This is a genomic window from Kitasatospora sp. NPDC004272, assembly GCF_053603035.1.
On the sequence record NZ_JBSGET010000001.1, the window covers coordinates 158,227 to 176,654 of the forward strand.

15 protein-coding genes and 2 pseudogenes are annotated in these 18,428 nt (G+C 74.3%); 5 read left to right on the forward strand and 12 right to left on the reverse strand.

The genetic code is table 11. The features are described 5' to 3' along the window. Positions 1-67 precede the first annotated feature (67 nt). Complete coding sequence (locus ACWEO5_RS00730) at positions 68-3,646, reverse strand: hypothetical protein (RefSeq protein ID WP_452158772.1); 3,579 nt, start codon at positions 3,644-3,646, stop codon at positions 68-70. Positions 3,647-3,718: 72 nt separating this feature from the next. Continuing rightward, on the reverse strand, positions 3,719-4,687 hold the full coding sequence (locus ACWEO5_RS00735) for an NAD(P)H-quinone oxidoreductase (protein ID WP_452158774.1): 969 nt from the start codon (positions 4,685-4,687) through the stop codon (positions 3,719-3,721). 199 nt (positions 4,688-4,886) lie between these two features. On the opposite strand from ACWEO5_RS00735, the gene ACWEO5_RS00740 reads away from it, so the two are divergent. Continuing rightward, positions 4,887-5,945: a potassium channel family protein gene (locus ACWEO5_RS00740; protein WP_425556744.1), complete on the forward strand. Its 1,059-nt coding sequence runs from the start codon at positions 4,887-4,889 to the stop codon at positions 5,943-5,945. A gap of 75 nt (positions 5,946-6,020) precedes the next feature. Here the strand turns inward: ACWEO5_RS00740 and ACWEO5_RS00745 are convergent, their stop codons facing one another. The 4 genes and pseudogenes from ACWEO5_RS00745 to ACWEO5_RS00760 form a co-directional block, all read right to left on the reverse strand. Further along, positions 6,021-7,211, reverse strand: coding sequence for a molybdopterin molybdotransferase MoeA (locus ACWEO5_RS00745; protein ID WP_452158776.1), 1,191 nt, complete (start codon positions 7,209-7,211; stop codon positions 6,021-6,023). A 23-nt stretch (positions 7,212-7,234) separates the two neighbouring features. After that, positions 7,235-7,471 (reverse strand): annotated as a pseudogene (locus tag ACWEO5_RS00750) (DUF6457 domain-containing protein); the annotation flags it as partial. A gap of 218 nt (positions 7,472-7,689) precedes the next feature. Further along, positions 7,690-8,298, reverse strand: a pseudogene (mobA, locus tag ACWEO5_RS00755) (molybdenum cofactor guanylyltransferase); the annotation flags it as partial. Between the two features lie 10 nt (positions 8,299-8,308). Further along, a complete protein-coding gene (locus tag ACWEO5_RS00760) occupies positions 8,309-9,238 on the reverse strand; it encodes an MBL fold metallo-hydrolase (RefSeq protein ID WP_452158778.1) in 930 nt (309 codons plus the stop codon). Positions 9,239-9,435: 197 nt separating this feature from the next. Here ACWEO5_RS00760 and manA point away from each other — a divergent pair, with 197 nt between their 5' ends. Next, positions 9,436-10,629, forward strand: a complete 1,194-nt coding sequence (gene manA, locus ACWEO5_RS00765; protein ID WP_452158780.1) for a mannose-6-phosphate isomerase, class I — start codon at positions 9,436-9,438, stop codon at positions 10,627-10,629. A 6-nt stretch (positions 10,630-10,635) separates the two neighbouring features. Here the strand turns inward: manA and ACWEO5_RS00770 are convergent, their stop codons facing one another. Continuing rightward, on the reverse strand, positions 10,636-11,187 hold the full coding sequence (locus ACWEO5_RS00770) for an HD domain-containing protein (protein WP_452158782.1): 552 nt from the start codon (positions 11,185-11,187) through the stop codon (positions 10,636-10,638). A gap of 103 nt (positions 11,188-11,290) precedes the next feature. Between ACWEO5_RS00770 and ACWEO5_RS00775 the strand changes: the two genes are divergently transcribed. After that, a complete protein-coding gene (locus ACWEO5_RS00775; protein ID WP_452158784.1) occupies positions 11,291-12,505 on the forward strand; it encodes a GNAT family N-acetyltransferase in 1,215 nt (404 codons plus the stop codon). Positions 12,506-12,527: 22 nt separating this feature from the next. On the opposite strand, the gene dnaB is transcribed toward ACWEO5_RS00775, so the two are convergent. Continuing rightward, positions 12,528-14,192 carry a replicative DNA helicase gene (gene dnaB / locus ACWEO5_RS00780; RefSeq protein ID WP_452158786.1) on the reverse strand — a complete coding sequence of 555 codons (1,665 nt, stop codon included), beginning with the start codon at positions 14,190-14,192 and terminating at the stop codon, positions 12,528-12,530. 443 nt (positions 14,193-14,635) lie between these two features. Here dnaB and ACWEO5_RS00785 point away from each other — a divergent pair, with 443 nt between their 5' ends. Further along, the gene (locus tag ACWEO5_RS00785; RefSeq protein ID WP_452158788.1) at positions 14,636-15,973 is read left to right on the forward strand and encodes an MATE family efflux transporter; all 1,338 of its coding nucleotides are present in this window, start codon (positions 14,636-14,638) and stop codon (positions 15,971-15,973) included. A 101-nt stretch (positions 15,974-16,074) separates the two neighbouring features. Here ACWEO5_RS00785 and rplI read toward each other — a convergent pair whose 3' ends face one another. The 4 genes from rplI to rpsF form a co-directional block, all read right to left on the reverse strand. Beyond that, positions 16,075-16,521: a 50S ribosomal protein L9 gene (rplI, locus tag ACWEO5_RS00790; protein WP_014136989.1), complete on the reverse strand. Its 447-nt coding sequence runs from the start codon at positions 16,519-16,521 to the stop codon at positions 16,075-16,077. Between the two features lie 17 nt (positions 16,522-16,538). After that, entirely contained in the window at positions 16,539-16,775 is a 237-nt protein-coding gene (rpsR, locus tag ACWEO5_RS00795) for a 30S ribosomal protein S18 (protein WP_030457605.1), read from the reverse strand. 68 nt (positions 16,776-16,843) lie between these two features. Further along, entirely contained in the window at positions 16,844-17,440 is a 597-nt protein-coding gene (locus ACWEO5_RS00800) for a single-stranded DNA-binding protein (protein ID WP_452158791.1), read from the reverse strand. Between the two features lie 101 nt (positions 17,441-17,541). Beyond that, positions 17,542-17,832: a 30S ribosomal protein S6 gene (gene rpsF, locus ACWEO5_RS00805; protein ID WP_030457607.1), complete on the reverse strand. Its 291-nt coding sequence runs from the start codon at positions 17,830-17,832 to the stop codon at positions 17,542-17,544. Between the two features lie 236 nt (positions 17,833-18,068). Here rpsF and ACWEO5_RS00810 point away from each other — a divergent pair, with 236 nt between their 5' ends. After that, complete coding sequence (locus ACWEO5_RS00810) at positions 18,069-18,380, forward strand: hypothetical protein (protein ID WP_452158793.1); 312 nt, start codon at positions 18,069-18,071, stop codon at positions 18,378-18,380. Positions 18,381-18,428 lie beyond the last annotated feature (48 nt).

Here is an 18,428-nt window from a genome sequence, read left to right on the forward strand (position 1 = left end):
CTCCGGGCATTTCGACCCCGGATCGCCGCCCTGGCTCCGGCCCCACCGGACCTCGGCACCGGACCGATCAGCGCTGCCGCCGCTCAAGCGACGGGCGGGCCCCCGGTGTGCAGGCGGTGCAGTCCTCCGCCTCAAGCACGTTGACCGCCCGGCAGAAGTTGCACGTCCAGCAGGTGAGCCCTGGATCGCCTGCGAGCACCTTCCCGGTCCTGACCGTCAGGTCCGGGTCACGGCGGAGTCCGTCCGCCAGAGAACCGTCAGGATCGAGCTCCGGCATCAACGACAGCACCATGGCCGCCGCATAGCGGCGATCGGCCCGTTCCGAGCGTGCCGCCTCGGCCAGCATGGCCGGACGGCGGTCTCCGGCGACCATGACCGCCACGGAGTGGACGAGCGCGGCGCGGTTGAGGGTCATCCGGGCCGTGTCCGTCTTGAGCAGGAGGGAGGTGATCCACGGGGACACCCCGGTGTTCACCAGGATCTCGGCCGCTGCCCAGGCGAACCAGTCCGCCGCCGCTCCCATCGCCGTGACCAGGGTCCGTTGTTCCTCCTGGGTGAGCACGGTGGCCACCGGCTCCCGCAGGGACGGTTTCCGCCAGGGCTTCGTCGCCACGACCGACCACGTGCTGCGGAAGACTTCCCGGTCCTGGGCGTCGAGGTCGATCAGATGTCGCGCCTGGCCCGCGACGACCGTCCGATCGAGGCCGTAGGCCCGGGCCAGGGTCCGGAGCAGGGCACGGCGCTGCTCCTCGGCCCCTCGGCGGAAGCCGCGCAGGTAGTCGTCCATCGACGCCTCCTCGCACCCCGCGACCGCGATGAGGTCTCCCAATGCGGTCATCGACCACAGGTCCGTCCGCTCGCGGACGTCGACCGGCGCGAGGGCGCTCAGGTCGTCCAGCAGCGACTCCTGACACTCCTCCGCCCTGCGGCCCATGTCCTTGAACCACTGGAGGGAGTCGCGGACTCCCTCCCAGCGCTTGCCGGTGTCGTACCCGGAGCGCTCCAGGTGGACGAAGATGCCGTCCGCCCACCTGGCGGCGCACTTCTGCGCGATGTGGAACAGCTTCTCGTCCGTCCCGGCCGGAAGCTCGGGCAGGCGCCCCGCCGCCAGGAGTGCCACCTCGGCGAGGCCCGGGATGTCGTCCCGGGCCGCTAAAGCGAAACTCCGCCGACCGGTCTGCACCAGCCCCGATTCCTCGGGCAGGGGAAGGGCCAGCGCGGACTCCACGTAGGCCAGGCCCGTCGCGTCCCAGGGCCGTCGGTCGACGTCCGCGTCCACGAGCTCCCGCAGGGCCAGGGAGATCAGCACGGCGCGGTCGTCCAGTCGGGCCTCCGCCACCAAGGCGTCCCGCACCGGCCGGAGCGGGGCGGGAAGCCCGAGCAGGCACGCCGCTTCGACGAACGGCCAGGCGTCGGCCGCCGGGGGGCGTTTCGCCGAGCGCTGCCACGGCTTCGGCCGCCGCGGGCGCCGCACCCCGAGCACCACGCCGTCGTTCGAGGCCCGGACCGCGGCCGCCAGCAGCCCGAGCAGGGCACCGGCCTCCTCCTCCGCGAGGGACACGCTGCCCCGGCGGGCGAGGTCGGCGACGACGAGACCCAGCTCGGGGTGGTCCCGTCGCCCCAGGTCGATGATCACTCGCGCCACCGCCGGGTTGAGTTCGGCGGCGAGCGCGACGGCCCCGTCGGAATCGGTGTACCCGAGCGCCGCGTCCAACCAGAGCGCCAGCCCGTCGGTGTCCCGAGAGCGTGCCCACATCGCGGTGGCGATCTCGGTGAACACCTTGCTCCGGGCCGTGAGGACGCCCTCGGGACCGATCACGAACACCGCCACGTGCTCGTCCCAGAACCGGAGGACGTGAACGGCGATCTCCCTGGCCGCCGCGGGCGCGACCGCCCACTGCCCGGGGTCCGCGAGCATGGCGGTCAAGGCGCCCAGCGCCTCGTCCCGGGTCGGGTCCTTCCCTCCGTCGAGGAGCCGCCCCAGCACGGTGAACCCTCCGAGCAGCATGCTCGTGGTCAGCTCCGGCGTCCAGGACTCGCCCCGGGCCCCGCTGCCGCGGAGCCGCTCCCAACGCTCCACCGACCGTTCGACGGCGGCGTGGAGCAGCACGGCGCGCCCCCTCGGGAGCTCGGCCTCGGTGGCATTCGCGCACACCAGGGCCAGCAGGACCGCCAGGAGGGGCACCGCCAGCAGGTGGTCGTTCGGTCCCTTCGCCTGCTTGATCCAGTCCCGCCGGACCATCAACCAGGCGTTCCGCTCGGGTTCGGGCACCCGGACCTCGGCGCAGGACTCCAGCACCCGGTCCACCGTCGCCCCCAGGTCGGTGGGCGGGCACAGCTCCACCAGGGGGAGGCCCAGTCTCCCGGCGGGCCGGCGCGCACTCATCCGGGTGGCGACCAGGAATCCGACGGCCGGGTTCAAGTCCCCCATGAGGTCGGCCAGTTGCTGGGCCACCCAGGCGGCCCGCTCCCGGCACTCGTCGAGTCCGTCGCAGAGGATGATGGCGCGTCCGTGTCCGAGTTCGGCCGTCAGGTGCTCGGTGAGCGGGCCGCGGTGCTCCGCGCCCACCCGGTCCCGCACGGCCGACTCGACCATCGCGCTCAAGGTCAGCTCCTCCGGGTGCTGCTCCAGCAGGCGCGGCAGTGACACCGGGATCGGGAGGGGTGCGTGCGGGTCGGCGGCACAGTGCCCCGCCAACTCCCGCAGTGCCACCGACTTACCGGCACCGGGCTGGCCCACCAGGATCATGCGCCGCCACCGGCGGACCCGGCCCAGCAACCGCTGCGGTCGCCGGTCGTCTGCGGCCTTGACCTCGATGCCGTCCAGCAGTTCCTCGACGACGAGCGGTGGTAGGTCGTCGGCCAGCAGGCTGAGGTCGATCCGGCCGACGCCCGCCCGCAGTGCGGTCCGGTACCGGTCGACGGCCGCCGACCGGGCTGCCGCCCGTACTCCCGGCGGGCCGTCCCGGCCTTCGAGGACCGTCAGTTTCGCCTGTTGCAGCGTCCGGACCCAGTCGTCGACGCCGCTGCCGAGCCCCGCACCCGCCTGCCGGTGGAACGCGCCGGACAGGGCGTCGACGGCTCCGAAGCCCTGCTCGTCGGCGACCACGAGGTCCATCAGGGCGGCCAGGAAGTCCCGCGTCGGGGCCCGTCCGGTCGAACCGGGCAGGTGCAGGACCCGGGCCCGGCGCAGGACGAGGTCACGGCACGGCGCCGGAACGTGCGCGTCGAGGAAGGCGAGCAGACGCTCCTCCTCCCCCGCCATCGGCAGGCCCTGCCGGTAGCGCTGCAGGACCTCGTCCAGCCTCCTGACCGGCCCGGCGAAGTCCTCACAGGCGACGATCAGGAGGTCCTCGGAGCGCAGCGCAGCCGCCTGGCCGACCCAACCGGCCAAGGTCTCCAGCAGCGGCCGCCCCTTCTCCAGCTTCCGTTTCGCCGAGAGATACCCGCGGCTGCCGTCCGAGAAGGTGATGACGATGTCGTCGGTGGGATCGGCGGTCTCGAAGTCCAACCGGACGGGGTCCACCCCGCCGGCGAGCCCCAAGCCAGCGATCGGACGGCCGCGCAGCCCGTGCACCGCAACGTGGGTGGCCACGGCGCACCGGAACACGCTGCCGACCTCGCCGGCCTTCCCTGCCCTGCTCAAGCTCCCCCGCCCTCCCCTCGAACACCGCGGGTTCCGGGTACGGTTCCCCGCCCCCGGAACCCGCGAACCCGGTCAGAACTCCAGGACGACCTTGCCAACCTGGGCGCCCGACTCGACCACCCGGTGGGCCTCGGCGGCCTCGGCGATCGGCAGGACGCGGTCGATCACCGGGCCGACCGCGCCCGCCTCGACCAGCGGCCAGACGTGCTCGCGGACGGCCGCGACGATGGCCGCCTTCTCCCCGAGCGGTCGGCCGCGCAGGTTGGTGGCGACCAGGGCGGCGCGCTTGGCCAGCAGGGTGGAGAGGTTGACCTCGGCCTTGGCCCCGCCCTGCAGGCCGATCACCACCAGGCGGCCGTTGACCGCCAGGGCGTCGATGTTCCGCTGCAGGTACTTCGCGCCGATGATGTCGAGGATGACGTCGGCCCCGCCGAGCGCGGCGACCTCCGCGACGAAGTCCTGCCGGCGGTAGTCGATCAGCAGGTCGGCGCCGAGCTCGGCGCAGCGGGCCAGCTTCTCGGGGCTGCCGGCGGTGACCGCGACCCGGGCGCCGACCGCCTTGGCCAACTGGATCGCCATGGTGCCGATGCCGCTGGCGCCGCCGTGCAGCAGGACGGTCTCGCCGGGGCGCAGGTGGGCGACCTGGAACACGTTGGACCACACCGTGCAGGCCACTTCGGGCAGCGCCGCCGCCTGCTGGACCGTCAGCCCCTTCGGCACCGGCAGCAGCTGCCCGGCCGGGACGGCGACCCGCTGCGCGTAGCCGCCGCCCGCGAGCAGCGCGCAGACCTCGTCGCCGACCGCCCAGCCGGACACCCCGGGGCCGAGCGCGACGATCCGGCCCGCGCACTCCAGGCCCGGGTACGGCGAACTGCCCGGCGGCGGATCGTAGTGGCCCTGGCGCTGCAGCAGGTCGGCCCGGTTGACGGCGGTCGCGGCGACCTCGACCAGCACCTCGCCGGCCGCCGGGACGGGATCGGGAACCTCGGCCCAGACCAGCCGCTCAGGGCCTCCGGGCTCGGGAATCGTGATGGCTCGCATGGCCGCCACGCTACGCCCCCGCCCCTGCGCCCCCCGGCCCCCTCGCCGTCGGCGGACAGTCCGTCAGGGCCCCCGGAGCCCGGGCGACAGGGTGGCGACACTCCGGCCCCGCCGTCACCCGGCGGTGGGCTCACCCTCCATCCTTGTGCCTGTGCCGAATTCCAATCCGACCCACGACACGGGTGCCCGGCCGTCCCGTCTGACGCTCAGTCGCTTCCGGGACGCGGGCACCGACACCACCGACCCCACCCGCCGGATCGCCCTGCCGGCCCGGCGGACCCGCCCCCCGATGCGCCAGGTCGGCCGCCGACTGCTGCTGGCCCTGGGCGTGCTGGTGGCCACCACGCTGATCGTGTACGCGGACCACGCGGGCTACAACGACAACGCGGACTCCTCGGTCAGCCTCCTCGACTCGGCGTACTACGCCACCGTCACCCTCTCCACCACCGGGTACGGCGACATCACCCCGGTGAGCGACACCGCGCGGCTGGTGAACATCTTCGTGATCACCCCGCTGCGCGTGCTCTTCCTGATCATCCTGGTCGGCACGACTCTCGAAGTGCTCACCGAACGCACCCGCCTGCAGTGGCGGATCGAACGCTGGAGGCACACCGTGCGGGACCACACCGTCGTCATCGGCTACGGCACCAAGGGCCGCAGCGCCGTGGACACCCTGCTCGGGCAGGGCGTCCCGAAGGACTCCATCGTGGTGGTCGACCCGCAGGCCAAGGCCGTCGACCAGGCCACCCACGACGGACTGGTCGGCGTGCTCGGCGACGCCACCCGGGCCGCGACCCTGATCCGGGCCGAACTGCCGCGCGCCGCCCAGGTGGTGGTCGCCCCCGAACGCGACGACACCGCCGCCCTGATCACCCTGACCGCCCGCCAGCTGAACAAGGGCGCCACCGTGGTCGCCGCCGTCCGCGAGGACGAGAACGCCCCGCTGCTGCGGCAGAGCGGCGCGGACGTGGTGGTCACCTCGTCCAGCTCGGCCGGCCGGCTGCTGGGCATGTCGATGCTCAGCCCGAACGCGGGCGCGGTGATGGAGGACCTGCTGACCTACGGCAACGGCCTGGACGTCGCCGAGCGCCCGGTCACCAAGGCCGAGGCCGGACGCAGCCCCCGCGAGCTGGACGACCTGGTGGTCGCGGTGGTCCGCGGCCGCCGAGTGCTCAACTACACCGAGCCGGAAGCCGCGACGCTCCAACTCACCGACCGCCTGATCGTCATCAAGCCGGGGACCCCGGTCACCCACTGACCCCCACAGGGGCCCGGAAGAGCCCGTGCATGCGCGCGCTGCCGAGCCTGCGCCGTTCCACGTGGAACATCCCGCTCAGGACGTCGGCAGCGCCAGCACCTCCGCGCGCTCCCCCGCCGCCAGCCCGCCGGGCGGGACGACCGCCAGCGCCTCGGCCCGGGCCAGGCCGCGCAGCATCGCCGGGCCGTCGTGCGGCAGCGGGACCAGCCCGGCGGGGCCGCGGCGCACCGGGTGCAGCCGGGTGTCGACGGGGTGTCCGGGCAGCGCGGCGGCCAGCGGCTCGGCAGGCCCGGCCGCCGGGAGCGCCCGGCCGGACAGCGCGTGCAGCAGCGGCAGGGCCAGCGTGACCGTCCCGGCCACGGCGGCCAGCGGGTTGCCGGGCAGGCCCACCAGGTGGCGGCCGCCGGGCAGCGCCGCCAGCAGCATCGGGTGGCCCGGCCGCACCGCCACCCCGTCCACCAGCGGGTGCCCGCCGGTGGCCTCCAGCGCGGCGTGCAGGAAGTCCACCGGCCCGGCCGCGGTGCCGCCGGTGGTGAGCACCAGGTCCGCGGGCGAGTGCCGGATCGCGTCCCGCAGCAGCCCGAAGTCGTCCCGGACGTGGCGGCTGCCGAGCAGTTCGGCCCCCGCCGAGGCCAGCCAGGGCGGCAGCAGCGGGCCCAGCGCGTCCCGCACCCGGCCCGGGCCGGGGACCCCCGCCATCAGCAGTTCGTCGCCCAGCAGCAGCAGTTCGACGGTCGGGCGGCGGTGCACCGCCAGCAGGTCGTGCCCGGCGGCGGCGGCCAGCCCGAGCACCGCCGGGGTCACCGGCAGCCCGGCGGGCAGCAGTTCCTCGTCCCGGCGGCACTCCTGGCCGCGCGGCCGGACGTCCTGCCCGGGCGCCACCTCGCCGCGCAGTTGGGCGGTGCCGTCCGGGAGTCCGGTGAGCGTGCCGTGCTCGCGCCGGAGCACCCCGGTGGCCCCGGCCGGCAGTTGGGCGCCGGTGGCGATCTCGACCGCCGCGCCGTCCGCCAGCGGCGCGCAGTCCTGGCCCGCCAGCACCCGGCCGGACAGTCGCCACGGGCCCGGACCGGCCACCGCCCAGCCGTCCATCGCCGAGGTGTCGAAGGCCGGCAGGTCGGTGAGCGCCGCCAGCGGCTCCGCCAGCGTCCGCCCGGCGGCGGCCGCCGGCTCGACCCGCTCCACCGGCAGCGGCCGGGCCGCCGTCCGCGCCGCGTGCCGGGCCGCCGGCCACGGGCACCCGCGCAGCGTGGGCGCCGCCGAGGTCACCCTGACCTCCTCCGCCGTCCGACTCACCGTCCGTCCGCCCAGCGTTCGGCCAGCGCCGTCACCTTCGCGTTCGCCTCGGCCACCGCCGCCGCGCCGCCGCCGTTCGCGGCCGCCGCGTAGCCGACCAGGAACGCGGTGAGCGGCGCGGCCGGACGCTCGACGCCGTGCGCGACCACCCGGGTCATGTCCAGCAGCCCGCGGACGTCCACCGCCAGGTCCAGGCCCAGCTCGGCGCCGGCCGCGGCCATCCACTCGTCCAATGTGCGCTCCATGTCGCCCATGCTGCCCGATCCGACCCCCCGCACACCGCTTCCCCGATGAGCGCCGCGGTTCGTTTCGCTCACCGCCCCGGCCGCACCGCCGTGAGGAGGAGCCCCGCCAGGGACCCGGCTGCTGCGTGCCGTGAACAGAACCGGAAGCAGACGCGCCGGGCGGCGGTGCACCGCCCGCGGACCCGGGCCCGCCGTTCTCACCGAGCCCCTGGTTTCGCCTCCCGGTCGCGGGCCTCCGCCAGGTCGGCCCAGGTGTCGCAGTCGAAGGAGGCGTGCGCCGGATCGGGCAGCCGGGCCAGGCGCAGGCCCGCGAGGAGGCGGCGCAGCGGGCGGCCGGCCGGGGCGCCGAGGGCGGTGAGCGCGGTGCGCAGGGCGGCGGTGCGGTAGGCGGCGGCCAGCGGCTGGTCGCGGCCGGTGGCGTCGGTCAGCAGGGCGCCGTCGCGGTCCGGCTCGTCGAGGGCGGCCAGCAGCCGCCGCACCGTCGCGGTGTCCAGGAACGGCAGGTCGGCGGCCAGCAGCAGGACCCGGGGGGCGGTCACCGCGGGGAGCGCGGCGGCGACCGCGGCGACCGGCCCGCCGCCCGGCGGGTCCTCGCGCAGCCAGCGCACCCCGGCCCGTTCGGTGGGCCGCTCGGGGCCGACCACCAGCACCCGGCGGGCGTCCGGGCAGGCCGCGATCACCCGGTCCAGCAACGGGCGGCCGCCGACCGTCAGGGCCGGCTTGTCCACCCCGCCGAGCCGGCTCCCCGCCCCGCCGGCCGCCACCACCGCGTCGTACCCGCGCTCCGCCACCCGCTCCGCTCCGTGCTCCGTCACACCCCCAGTGTCACCGCTCGCCGTCGACGGTTTCCGCCGCCTCCCGCGCCGCCGCCCCGTCGTCCACCGTCGGGACCTCCCGGCGGGCGGTGTTCGCGGCCGCGCCGTGCTCCAGGATGGCGGGGAGGGTGAGGCCGCCGTAGCGCTCGTTCATCGCGGCGGCGAGCGCCTCGGCGTCCTCGGGGTGGTCGTGCAGGGCCTCGTCGAAGTCGCGCAGGTAGCCCGCGGTGAAGGCGAGCACCCGGTGCGCGGCGTCGTCCATGCCGGGGGCGCGGTGCCCGGCGATCACCCGGTCCACGCCGAGGTCGGCGATCAGGCCGAGGTTGTGCGACCACTGGTCGCGGGCGTCCGGGTCGGTGTCGGCCGTCCAGACGTGGGTGCCGTTGTAGACGAAGTCGCCCGCGATCACGGTGCGGACGCTCGGCAGGTGGGTGACGGTGGAACCCGCGGTGTCGCCCTGGCCGAGCTGCAGGACCCGGATCAGCTGGCCGTCGATCATCAGCGGCCGCGGCAGCAGCGGCGCGGGCAGCAGCGGCTGGTCCGGGACGTCGTCGCCGTACACCGGCTTCCACTGGGCGACCTTGGCCGCCGCGGTCTGCCCGATCCCCTCGACCACCGAGGGCGCGGCCACCAGCTGCGCGGTCGGGAACAGCCGCAGCACCTCCTCCGCGCCGAAGTAGTGGTCGGGGTGCTGGTGGCTGACCACGACGGCCAGCAGCTCCCGGCCCTTGCCGGCGATCCACTCGGCCAGTTCGCGGCCGGCGCTGCGGGTCAGCTGGGCGTCGACCAGGATCGCCGTGCGCTCCCCCATCACCAGGCTGGACGTGGCGAAGAACGCGCTCTCCGGACCGGTGAAGACCTCGACCTCCAGCGGGCGGAAGGCCGGCGCGGGGCCCGTCACCCGGCCGTGGGCGCTCTCGTCGGGCGGTGACGCGGTCACGGCTGCTCCCCTGGTCGGTGCGGCGGCGGGCCGTGGCGGCCCCGTACCCGTCCAGCCTGGCCGGAAGGCCCCCGGGCCGCCGGGTGGGCGGGTCCAGGAGGGTGATCGCGGCAACCCCCGGGGCGTCGAGGGCGTCGACTATTGTCGGGGTTCCCCGGGCACCGGGCACCCGCGCACCCACGAATCTGGAGCACTTGATGGACCGGCTCGACAACACCGTCCGCGACTACGCCTGGGGTTCGGCCACCGCCATCCCCGAGCTGCTCGGGCGGCCCGCCACGGGGGTGCCCCAGGCCGAACTGTGGATGGGCGCCCACCCCGGCGCGCCGTCCCTGGTCGACCGCGGGGACGGTCCGACCGCGCTGGACCGGGTGATCGCCGCCGACCCGGTCGCCGAGCTGGGCGCCGCGTCCGTCGAGCGCTTCGGGCCGGCCCTGCCGTTCCTGGTCAAGGTGCTGGCCGCCGCCCTGCCGCTCTCCCTGCAGGCCCACCCGACCCGGGCGCAGGCGCAGGCCGGGTACGCCGACGAGGAGGCCCGCGGCGTCCCGGCCGACGCGCCGCACCGCAACTACAAGGACGACAACCACAAGCCCGAACTGATCTGCGCGCTCAGCGAGTTCGAGGGCCTGTGCGGCTTCCGCAGCCCCGCCGGGGCGGCCGACCTGATGGCCGCGCTCGGCGTCCCCGGGCTGGACCCGCTGATCGACCTGCTGCGCTCCAAGCCGGAGGAGGAGGCGCTGGCCGGGGCGCTCGCCGCGGCGCTGGGCATGACCGACGCCGCGGGCCGGGCGACCGTCGAGGCCGTCGCCCGCGCCGTCACCGCCGCCGCCCCCGCCGACCCGACCGGCGCGCTGGCCGGGTACGCCTTCGCCGCCGCCGAGTACCCCGGCGACCCCGGGCTGATCGCCGCGCTGCTGTTCAACCACGTCCGGCTGCAGCCCGGCGAGGCGCTCTACCTCGGCGCCGGCCTCCCGCACGCCTACCTGCGCGGCACCGGCGTGGAGATCATGGCCAACTCCGACAACGTGTTGCGCTGCGGCTTCACCCCCAAGCACGTGGACGTTCCCGAGCTGCTCAAGGTGGTCCGCTTCCGCGGCGCCCTGCCCGAGGTGCTGCGCCCCGAGGCCGGCCCGGACGGCGAGCGGCTCTACCCGGTGCCGATCGACGAGTTCCGGCTCTCCCGCTACGACCTCGCCGACCGCCCCGCCACGCTGCCCGGCGACGCCCCGCAGATCCTGCTGTGCACCGACGGGACGGTCGAACTCGCCTCCGGCGGACGGACCCTGACGCTGCACCGGGGCGAGTCCGCGTTCCTGCCCGCGGACGGCGCCGCGACCCTGCTCACCGGCCCCGGGGCGACCGTCTTCCGCAGCACCGTCACGCTCGGCTGACCCGCCTCAGACCGGGTGGCGCGCCTGGTACGCCAGCCGCGCCCCCGCGTCCGCGCCGACGGCGGTGAGCAGCTCGTCCAGGGCCAGGAACCAGGACCAGCGCTCGCCGCCGCCGGCCCGCGCCAGGGCGGCGACCAGCAGGTCCTCCAGCTCCGGCACCCGCCCGTCCTTCCACACCTTGTCGGCCAGGCTGACCAGCAGGTCCTCGGGGCCGGAGGACGGACCCCAGTCGGCGTGCCCGGCCGCGAACCGGGCCAGCCGGGGCGCCACCCCCGCCGCCAGCAGCAGCTCCCGCCCGGCCGGCTCGTGCGCCGAACCCGGACCGGACAGCTCCGAGCGGTGCACCGCCTTCCCGACGTCGTGGGTGGCCGCCCCGAACAGCACCTCGGCCCGGTCGAAGGCCAGCTCCGGGCAGCGCTCCGCCGTCCAGTCCGCCAACCGCACCGCCACGTCGTGCACCAGCCGCAGGTGCGCCACCAGCCGCGGCGGAGCCGCCAACTCCACGAGCAGCGCGAGCACTTCGTCCGGCAGCGGGTACAGCTCCAGCTCCTCGTCCATGGCGGGCGACCCTACCCGACCGCGCTTAATCGCTTGACCGTGGCCGCACAGGACGGCTGCACTGTCCCGACGACCGAGACGGCGACCCCGGAAGGCGGCGGCAGTGACCGACATCAGGCCCAGCGGCGAGCAGGACCACCAGCTCTTCGTGGAGACCGTGCACGCCGCGTTCGGCCTGCTCCCCGACCCGCCCGGCGAGGACGGCACCGGCGTCTGGTGGTCGGCCTTCGAACCGGAGCGCGGCCTGCTCGCCCGGGACGCCGACGGGCGGGCGATCGGCACCGCCGGGGCGTACACCTTCGAACTCACCCTGCCCGGAGGGGCGTTGGTCCCGGTCTCCGGGGTGACGGCGGTCGGCGTGCTGCCCTCGCACCGGCGGCGCGGCGTGCTCACCGCGATGATGCGCCGCCAACTCGCCGACCTGCGGGCCCGCGGCGAGGTGCTGTCCGTGCTGCTCGCCTCCGAGGCGGTGATCTACCGCCGCTTCGGCTACGGCCCCGCCACCTACACCCGCGCCCTGACCGTGCCCCGGCACCGGGCCGCGCTCACCCCGCCCCGGGCCGGCCACGAACCCACCGGCACGGTCGAACTGCTGCGCCGCGAACAGGCGGTGGACCTGCTGGAGCAGGTCTACGACCGCTACCGGCGCACCCGCCCCGGCTCGGTCTCCCGCCCGCACCGCTGGTGGGCCCGCGGCGCCGGCCAGCCCCCGATCGCCCCCAAGCCCCGCTACGTCGCCCTGCACCGGGACGCCGACGGCACGCCCGACGGGTACGCCAGCTACGCGGTCGAGGACAAGCGCAGCCTGGTCGTCGACGAGACGGTCGCCGCCACCGACGCCGCGCACACCGCGCTGGTGCGCTACCTGCTCGGCCACGACCTGGTCCAAGAGGTGGTGTTCCGGCACGTCCCGCCGGACAGCCCACTGCCCTGGCAGCTCGTCGACTTCGGCGCCGCGCAGCCCGGCAAGCACACCGACTGGCTCTGGGCCCGGGTGCTGGACGTCCCCGGCGCGCTCACCGCCCGCGGCTGGAGCACCGACGGCACGCTCGTCCTCGACGTGGACGACCCGTTCCTCGGCGAGCACCACCGCCTCCTGCTGACCGTCCGCGGCGGCGAGGCCGAGTGCGTCCCCACCGACCGCGCGCCCGACCTCTCGCTGGACGTCAGCGACCTCGGCTCGATCCTGCTCGGCGGCACCGCCCCCGGCACCCTGGTCCGGGCCGGCCACCTGCGCGCCCACCACCCCGACGTCCCGGCCCGCGCCGACGCCCTGTTCCGCGCCGACCGCGAACCGCACTGCCTGCACTGGTTCTGACCGGCCCCGGACGGTCTCCCCGTCAGGTCACGTCCCGGGTCATGTCGACGAAGCGCGAGTAGTGGCCCTGGAAGGCGACGGTGATGGTCGCGGTGGGGCCGTTTCGGTGCTTGGCGACGATCAGGTCGGCCTCGCCGGCCCGCGGGGACTCCTTCTCGTAGGCGTCCTCGCGGTGCAGCAGGATGACCATGTCGGCGTCCTGCTCGATCGAGCCGGACTCGCGCAGGTCGGAGACCATCGGCTTCTTGTCGGTGCGCTGCTCGGGGCCGCGGTTCAGCTGGGAGAGCGCGATCACCGGGATCTCCAGCTCCTTGGCCAGCAGCTTGAGGTTGCGGGACATGTCCGAGACCTCCTGCTGCCGGCTCTCCGCCCGTCTCGACCCGCCGGCCTGCATCAGCTGCAGGTAGTCGATCACCACCAGCCGCAGGTCGTTGCGCTGCTTGAGCCGCCGGCACTTGGCCCGGATCTCCATCATCGACAGGTTCGGCGAGTCGTCGATGTACAGCGGCGCCGCACTGACCTCCGGCATCCGCCGGGCCACCCGCGTCCAGTCGTCGTCGGTCATGTTCCCCGACCGCATGTGGTGCAGCGCCACCCGGGCCTCCGCCGACAGCAGGCGCATGGCGATCTCGTTGCGGCCCATTTCGAGCGAGAAGATCACGCTCGGCAGGTTGTTGTGGATCGAGCAGGCCCGCGCGAAGTCCAGTGCCAACGTGGATTTGCCCATGGCCGGGCGGGCCGCGATGACGATCATCTGGCCGGGGTGGAGGCCGTTGGTGAGGGCGTCGAAGTCGGCGAAGCCGGTGGGGACGCCGGACATCTGGCCGGAGCGGGAGCCGATGGCCTCGATCTCGTCGAGGGCGCCCTCCATGATGTCGGCGAGCGGGGCGTAGTCCTCGTTGGTGCGCTGCTCGGTGACGGCGTAGATCTCGGCCTGGGCGGCGTTGACGATGTCGTCGACGTCGCCCTCGGCGGCGTAGCCCATGCCGGCGATGCGGGTGCCGGCCTCGACCAGGCGGCGCAGGACGGCGCGCTCGTGGACGATCTCGGCGTAGTACTCGGCGTTGGCCGCGGTGGGGACGGAGTTGACCAGGGTGTGCAGGTAGGAGGCGCCGCCGACCCGGGTCAGCTCGCCGCGCTTGGTGAGCTCGCCGGCCACGGTGATCGGGTCGGCGGGCTCGCCGCGGGCGTAGAGGTCGAGGATGGCGCCGTGGATGAGCTCGTGGGCGGGCCGGTAGTAGTCGGCGGGCTTGAGCACCTCGACGACGTCCGCGATGGCGTCCTTGGAGAGCAGCATGCCGCCGAGGACGGACTGTTCGGCCGCGAGGTCCTGCGGGGGGACGCGTTCGAAGCCCTCGCCGCCGAAGCCGCCCTCGCCGTCCCGGTCGCGGCGCTCGCCCTTGCCGGGGAAGCGGTCGCCGCCCTTGCCGCCGTCGCGCCGCTGGAAGCCGCCCGAACCGCCCGAGCCGCCCGAACCACCGGAGCCGCCCTCGCGGCCGCCGGAGCCACCCGAGCCGCCGGAGCCCGAACCGTCGCGGCCCGCCGGGGCGTTGGCGCGGCGGGTGACCGGCAGGCGGTCGCCCGGGACGTCGGGGAAGGCGTCCAGCGGGAAGGCGTCGTCGGACGGCTGCCAGTCGTCCTCGGGGGGCGGCGGGGCGTCGTGGTCGTCGTACTGGGGGCCGGTCACGCGTGTTCCCCGATCAGCGAGCGTGCGAGTTGGTGCGGGCCGGTCCGGTGACGTACCCGTCCTTCGGCTCCTGTCCTTCTTACGGTACCGAGCCGACAGCTCCCGCCCCGCGCGGGTCGGCCCTGAACGGCCGCCGGGTCCGGTCCGGGCCACGGTATCCACCGCCGGTGCGCCGGGAAAGTTATCCACAGGGCATGTGGATAACGACTCACAGCCTGTGGAGAACCCCGCCAAAGCTGTGCACAACCCTGTGGATAACCATCCAATCGCCCCAATGTCAACTCGCTGACCTGGGACTACTCCCCACTTAGCCTGTGCATGAGAAATTCTTCACACGACCAGGGGCGCCCCCGAAGAGGTGTTCGACACACTCTCCGTCCACAGCACGGGTAAGAGATCATATGGCTCTTCACCTCTTACCTGTGGATGAGTAGGCTGGGCCCATGCCCGTCAGGTCCCCCGCCACCGCCGAACGCCGCCGCCACGACCGGGAGATCCTCGCCCTGGCCGTCCCGGCCTTCGGCGCCCTGGTCGCCGAACCGCTCTTCCTGATGGCCGACTCCGCGATCGTCGGCCACCTCGGCACCGCCCAGCTGGCCGGCCTGGGCGTCGCCTCCGCCGCGCTCACCACCGTCGTCGGGGTGTTCGCCTTCCTCGCGTACGCCACCACCGCGGCGGTGGCCCGCCGGATCGGGGCCGGCGACCGGCGGGCCGCCGTCCAGCAGGGCGTCGACGGCATCTGGCTGGCCCTGCTGCTCTCGGCCGGCCTGGTGCTGCTCACCCTGCTGCTCGCCCCGCAGGCCGCCCGGCTGCTCGGCGCCTCCGCCACCGCCGCCCCGTACGCCGTCACCTACCTGCGGATCAGCGCGCTCGGGGTGCCCGCGATGCTGCTGGTGCTGGCCGCCACCGGCGTGCTGCGCGGCTTCCAGGACACCCGCACCCCGCTGCTGGTGGCGATCGGCGGCTTCACCGCCAACCTGCTGCTCAACCTGGGCCTGGTGTACGGCGCGGGGCTCGGCGTGGCCGGCTCCGCCTGGGGCACCGTGATCGCGCAGAACGCGATGGCCGCGGTGTACGTCGTGGTGGTGGTCCGCGGCGCCCGCCGGGAGGGCGCGACGCTGCGGCCGGACGCGGCCGGCATCCGCGCCTCGGCCCGGGCCGGCGGCCCGCTGCTGGTGCGCACCCTGAGCCTGCGCGCGGTGCTGCTGCTGGCCACCGCGGTGGCCGCCCACCTGGGCGACGCCGAGGTGGCGGCCCATCAGATCACCATGACGGTCTGGTCCTTCGTCGCCTTCGCGCTGGACGCGGTGGCGATCGCCGGGCAGGCCATCATCGGCCGCTACCTGGGCGCGGGCGACCTGCCCGGCACCCGGGCGGCGACCCGGCGGATGGTCGAGTGGGGCCTGGGCGCGGGCGTGCTGTTCGGGCTGCTGATGGTGCTGGGCCGGCCGCTGTACGTCCCGCTGTTCAGCTCCGACCCGGCGGTGCAGCACCAGCTGTCCACCGCGCTGCTGCTGGCCGCGCTGACCCAGCCGGTGGGCGGGCTGGTGTTCGTGCTGGACGGCGTGCTGATGGGCGCGGGCGACGGCCGCTACCTGGCCCTGGCGATGCTGGCCACCCTGCTGGTGTTCGTCCCGGCGGCGCTGGCGGTGCCCGCGCTGGGCCTGGGGCTGGCCGGGCTGTGGTGGGCGATGAACCTGTTCATGCTGGTCCGGGCCGCGTTCCTGGTCGGCCGGGTGCGCACCGGCCACTGGATGGTCACCGGCGCCGTCCGGTCCTGAACCGCGGGGGGAACGGCCGGAGGGGAACGGCCCGCCGGGAACGGCCGGAGGGCCGGACCCCGCGAACGGGGTCCGGCCCTCCGGACTGCTTGCTACTGCGCTCAGGCGGCGACGACGTTGACGTCGAGGTTGGCCTGGACGTCGGCGTGCAGCTTGACCGAGACCTTGTGGCTGCCCACGGTCTTGATCGGCGAGGCGATCGCGACGGCGCGCTTGTCCACGGCCGGGCCGCTGGCGGCCTTGATGGCCTCCACGACGTCGGCCTGGGTCACCGAGCCGAACAGGCGGCCGGCGTCGCCGGAGCGGACGGCCAGCTTGACCTGGAGACCCTCCAGCTTGGCCTTGACCTCGTTGGCGGCCTCAAGGGTCTGGATGGCGTGGATCTTCCGGGCGCGACGGATGGCGTCGACGTCCTTCTGACCGCCCTTGGTCCAGCGGATGGCGAAGCCGCGCGGGACCAGGAAGTTGCGGGCGTAGCCGTCCTTGACCTCGACGACCTCACCGGCGCTGCCGAGGCCGGGAACCTCGTGCGTGAGGATGATCTTCATTGTTCGGTCACCCTCTCTTAGCGCGTGGTGGAGGTGTAGGGCAGCAGGGCCATCTCACGGCTGTTCTTCACGGCCGTGGCGACGTCACGCTGGTGCTGGGTGCAGTTGCCGGTGACCCGGCGGGCACGGATCTTGCCGCGGTCGGAGATGAACTTCCGCAGCAGGTTCGTGTCCTTGTAGTCCACGTACGTGGCCTTGTCCTTGCAGAAGACGCAAACCTTCTTCTTCGGCTTGCGAGCAGGCGGCTTCGCCATTGTGTGCTCCGTTTAGTACGAGATCTGTCAGCATCGGCGGGCCCGCGGGGGGCCCGGCCGAGCACCGCTTAGAACGGGGGTTCTTCCGAGTAGCCGCCGCCGGAGTTTCCACCCCAGCCGCCGCCCTGGTTGGACGAGGGGGCGCTGGACGCCCACGGGTCGTCGGACGGGCCCTGGTTGCCGCCGCCGGAGTTTCCACCCCAGCTGCCGCCGCCCTGGTTGCCGCCGCCGCCGTAGCCGCCGCCACCCTGCTGGCCGCCGCCACCGCCGAAGCCGCCGCCACCGCCCGGACCGCCGGTCCGGTTGGCACGGGTGACCTTGGCGGTCGCCGAGCGCAGGCTCGGGCCGACCTCATCGACCTCGACCTCGAAGACCGTCCGCTTCTCGCCTTCCTTGGTCTCGTAAGACCGCTGGCGCAGTCGGCCCTGCACGATCACGCGCATGCCGCGCTGCAGCGACTCGGCCACGTTCTCCGCCGGCTGACGCCAGACGTTGCACGTGAGGAAGAGGCTCTCGCCGTCCTTCCACTCGTTCGTCTGGCGGTCGAAGGTGCGCGGGGTGGACGCGATGCGGAACTTGGCCACCGCGGCACCCGAAGGGGTGAAGCGCAGCTCGGGGTCGTCGACGAGGTTGCCGACGAGGGTGATGACGGTCTCGCCTGCCATGTGGTGATGACCTCTCGGAAAGGAGTTCTGCGGTGCTCGTCAGCGGTGTTCCACGTGGAACACCGGACGCGAGCCCTCCGGCGCGGACGCCGGGAGTGGGCTCAGTGGGTGTCCGGGCGCAGGACCTTGGTCCGCAGAACCGACTCGCTCAGGCTGAACTGGCGGTCGAGCTCCTTGACGACCTCGGGCGTGGCCTTGAGGTCGATGACCGAGTAGATGCCCTCGGACTGCTTGTTGATCTCGTACGCCAGGCGACGACGGCCCCAGGTGTCGACCTTCTCAACCTTGCCGCCGCTGGTGCGGACGACGTTGAGGAAGCTCTCGATCAGGGGGGAGACAGCGCGCTCCTCGACCGAGGGGTCGAGGATGACCATCACCTCGTAGTGACGCATGTGTAACCCACCTCCTTTGGACTCAACGGCCACGGCGTTTCCGTGGCAGGAGGGTTGTGCGCGTCGCACCGGTGGTCGCGGGCATGCGGAGCACGCCCCTACACCAGTGCAGAGGGGCCAGCCTACCGGGTGAGCCGACCGGCGGACAAAACAGTTGGCCGCCGGGGTTGTCACTTCGGTCACATCGGTCGCAACCTGGACAGACCGAACGTTCCCTCCCCCAGGAGGTGGGTCCCATGGCACAGGCCGCACCCAGGCCGCAGCAGCACCACCGGCCGCAGTTCACCCTCAACACCGACGGACACCCGCACCCGCGGGAGAACGCGCTGGTCGGCGTGACCGTCCTGCTCGGCGCGATCGCCTTCGTCACCTCGTTCTTCCACGGCCTGCACGTCCTGACCTCGTGGGCCGGCCTGATCGGCGTGATCACCGGCCTGACCGGCCTGTTCTACTCGGTGACCACCGCCGAGCGCTTCGCGGTGGTGATCGGCACCGGCGCCGCCGCGTTCGGGCTCTTCCTCGGGGTCGCGCACGGCGGGCTGTTCTGACCGGCGTGCGGTGACGGCCGGGCGCGGCGCGGGGCGGGCCCCGCGCCG

Coding starts and splice junctions, on each gene's coding strand:
- rplI (WP_014136989.1), bottom strand. CDS start 16,521: ATGAAGATCATCCTCACGCACGAGGTTCCCGGCCTCGGCAGCGCCGGT.
- ACWEO5_RS00810 (WP_452158793.1), top strand. CDS start 18,069: ATGGCACAGGCCGCACCCAGGCCGCAGCAGCACCACCGGCCGCAGTTC.
- rpsR (WP_030457605.1), bottom strand. CDS start 16,775: ATGGCGAAGCCGCCTGCTCGCAAGCCGAAGAAGAAGGTTTGCGTCTTC.
- manA (WP_452158780.1), top strand. CDS start 9,436: ATGGACCGGCTCGACAACACCGTCCGCGACTACGCCTGGGGTTCGGCC.
- ACWEO5_RS00800 (WP_452158791.1), bottom strand. CDS start 17,440: ATGGCAGGCGAGACCGTCATCACCCTCGTCGGCAACCTCGTCGACGAC.
- ACWEO5_RS00735 (WP_452158774.1), bottom strand. CDS start 4,687: ATGCGAGCCATCACGATTCCCGAGCCCGGAGGCCCTGAGCGGCTGGTC.
- rpsF (WP_030457607.1), bottom strand. CDS start 17,832: ATGCGTCACTACGAGGTGATGGTCATCCTCGACCCCTCGGTCGAGGAG.
- ACWEO5_RS00770 (WP_452158782.1), bottom strand. CDS start 11,187: ATGGACGAGGAGCTGGAGCTGTACCCGCTGCCGGACGAAGTGCTCGCG.
- ACWEO5_RS00785 (WP_452158788.1), top strand. CDS start 14,636: ATGCCCGTCAGGTCCCCCGCCACCGCCGAACGCCGCCGCCACGACCGG.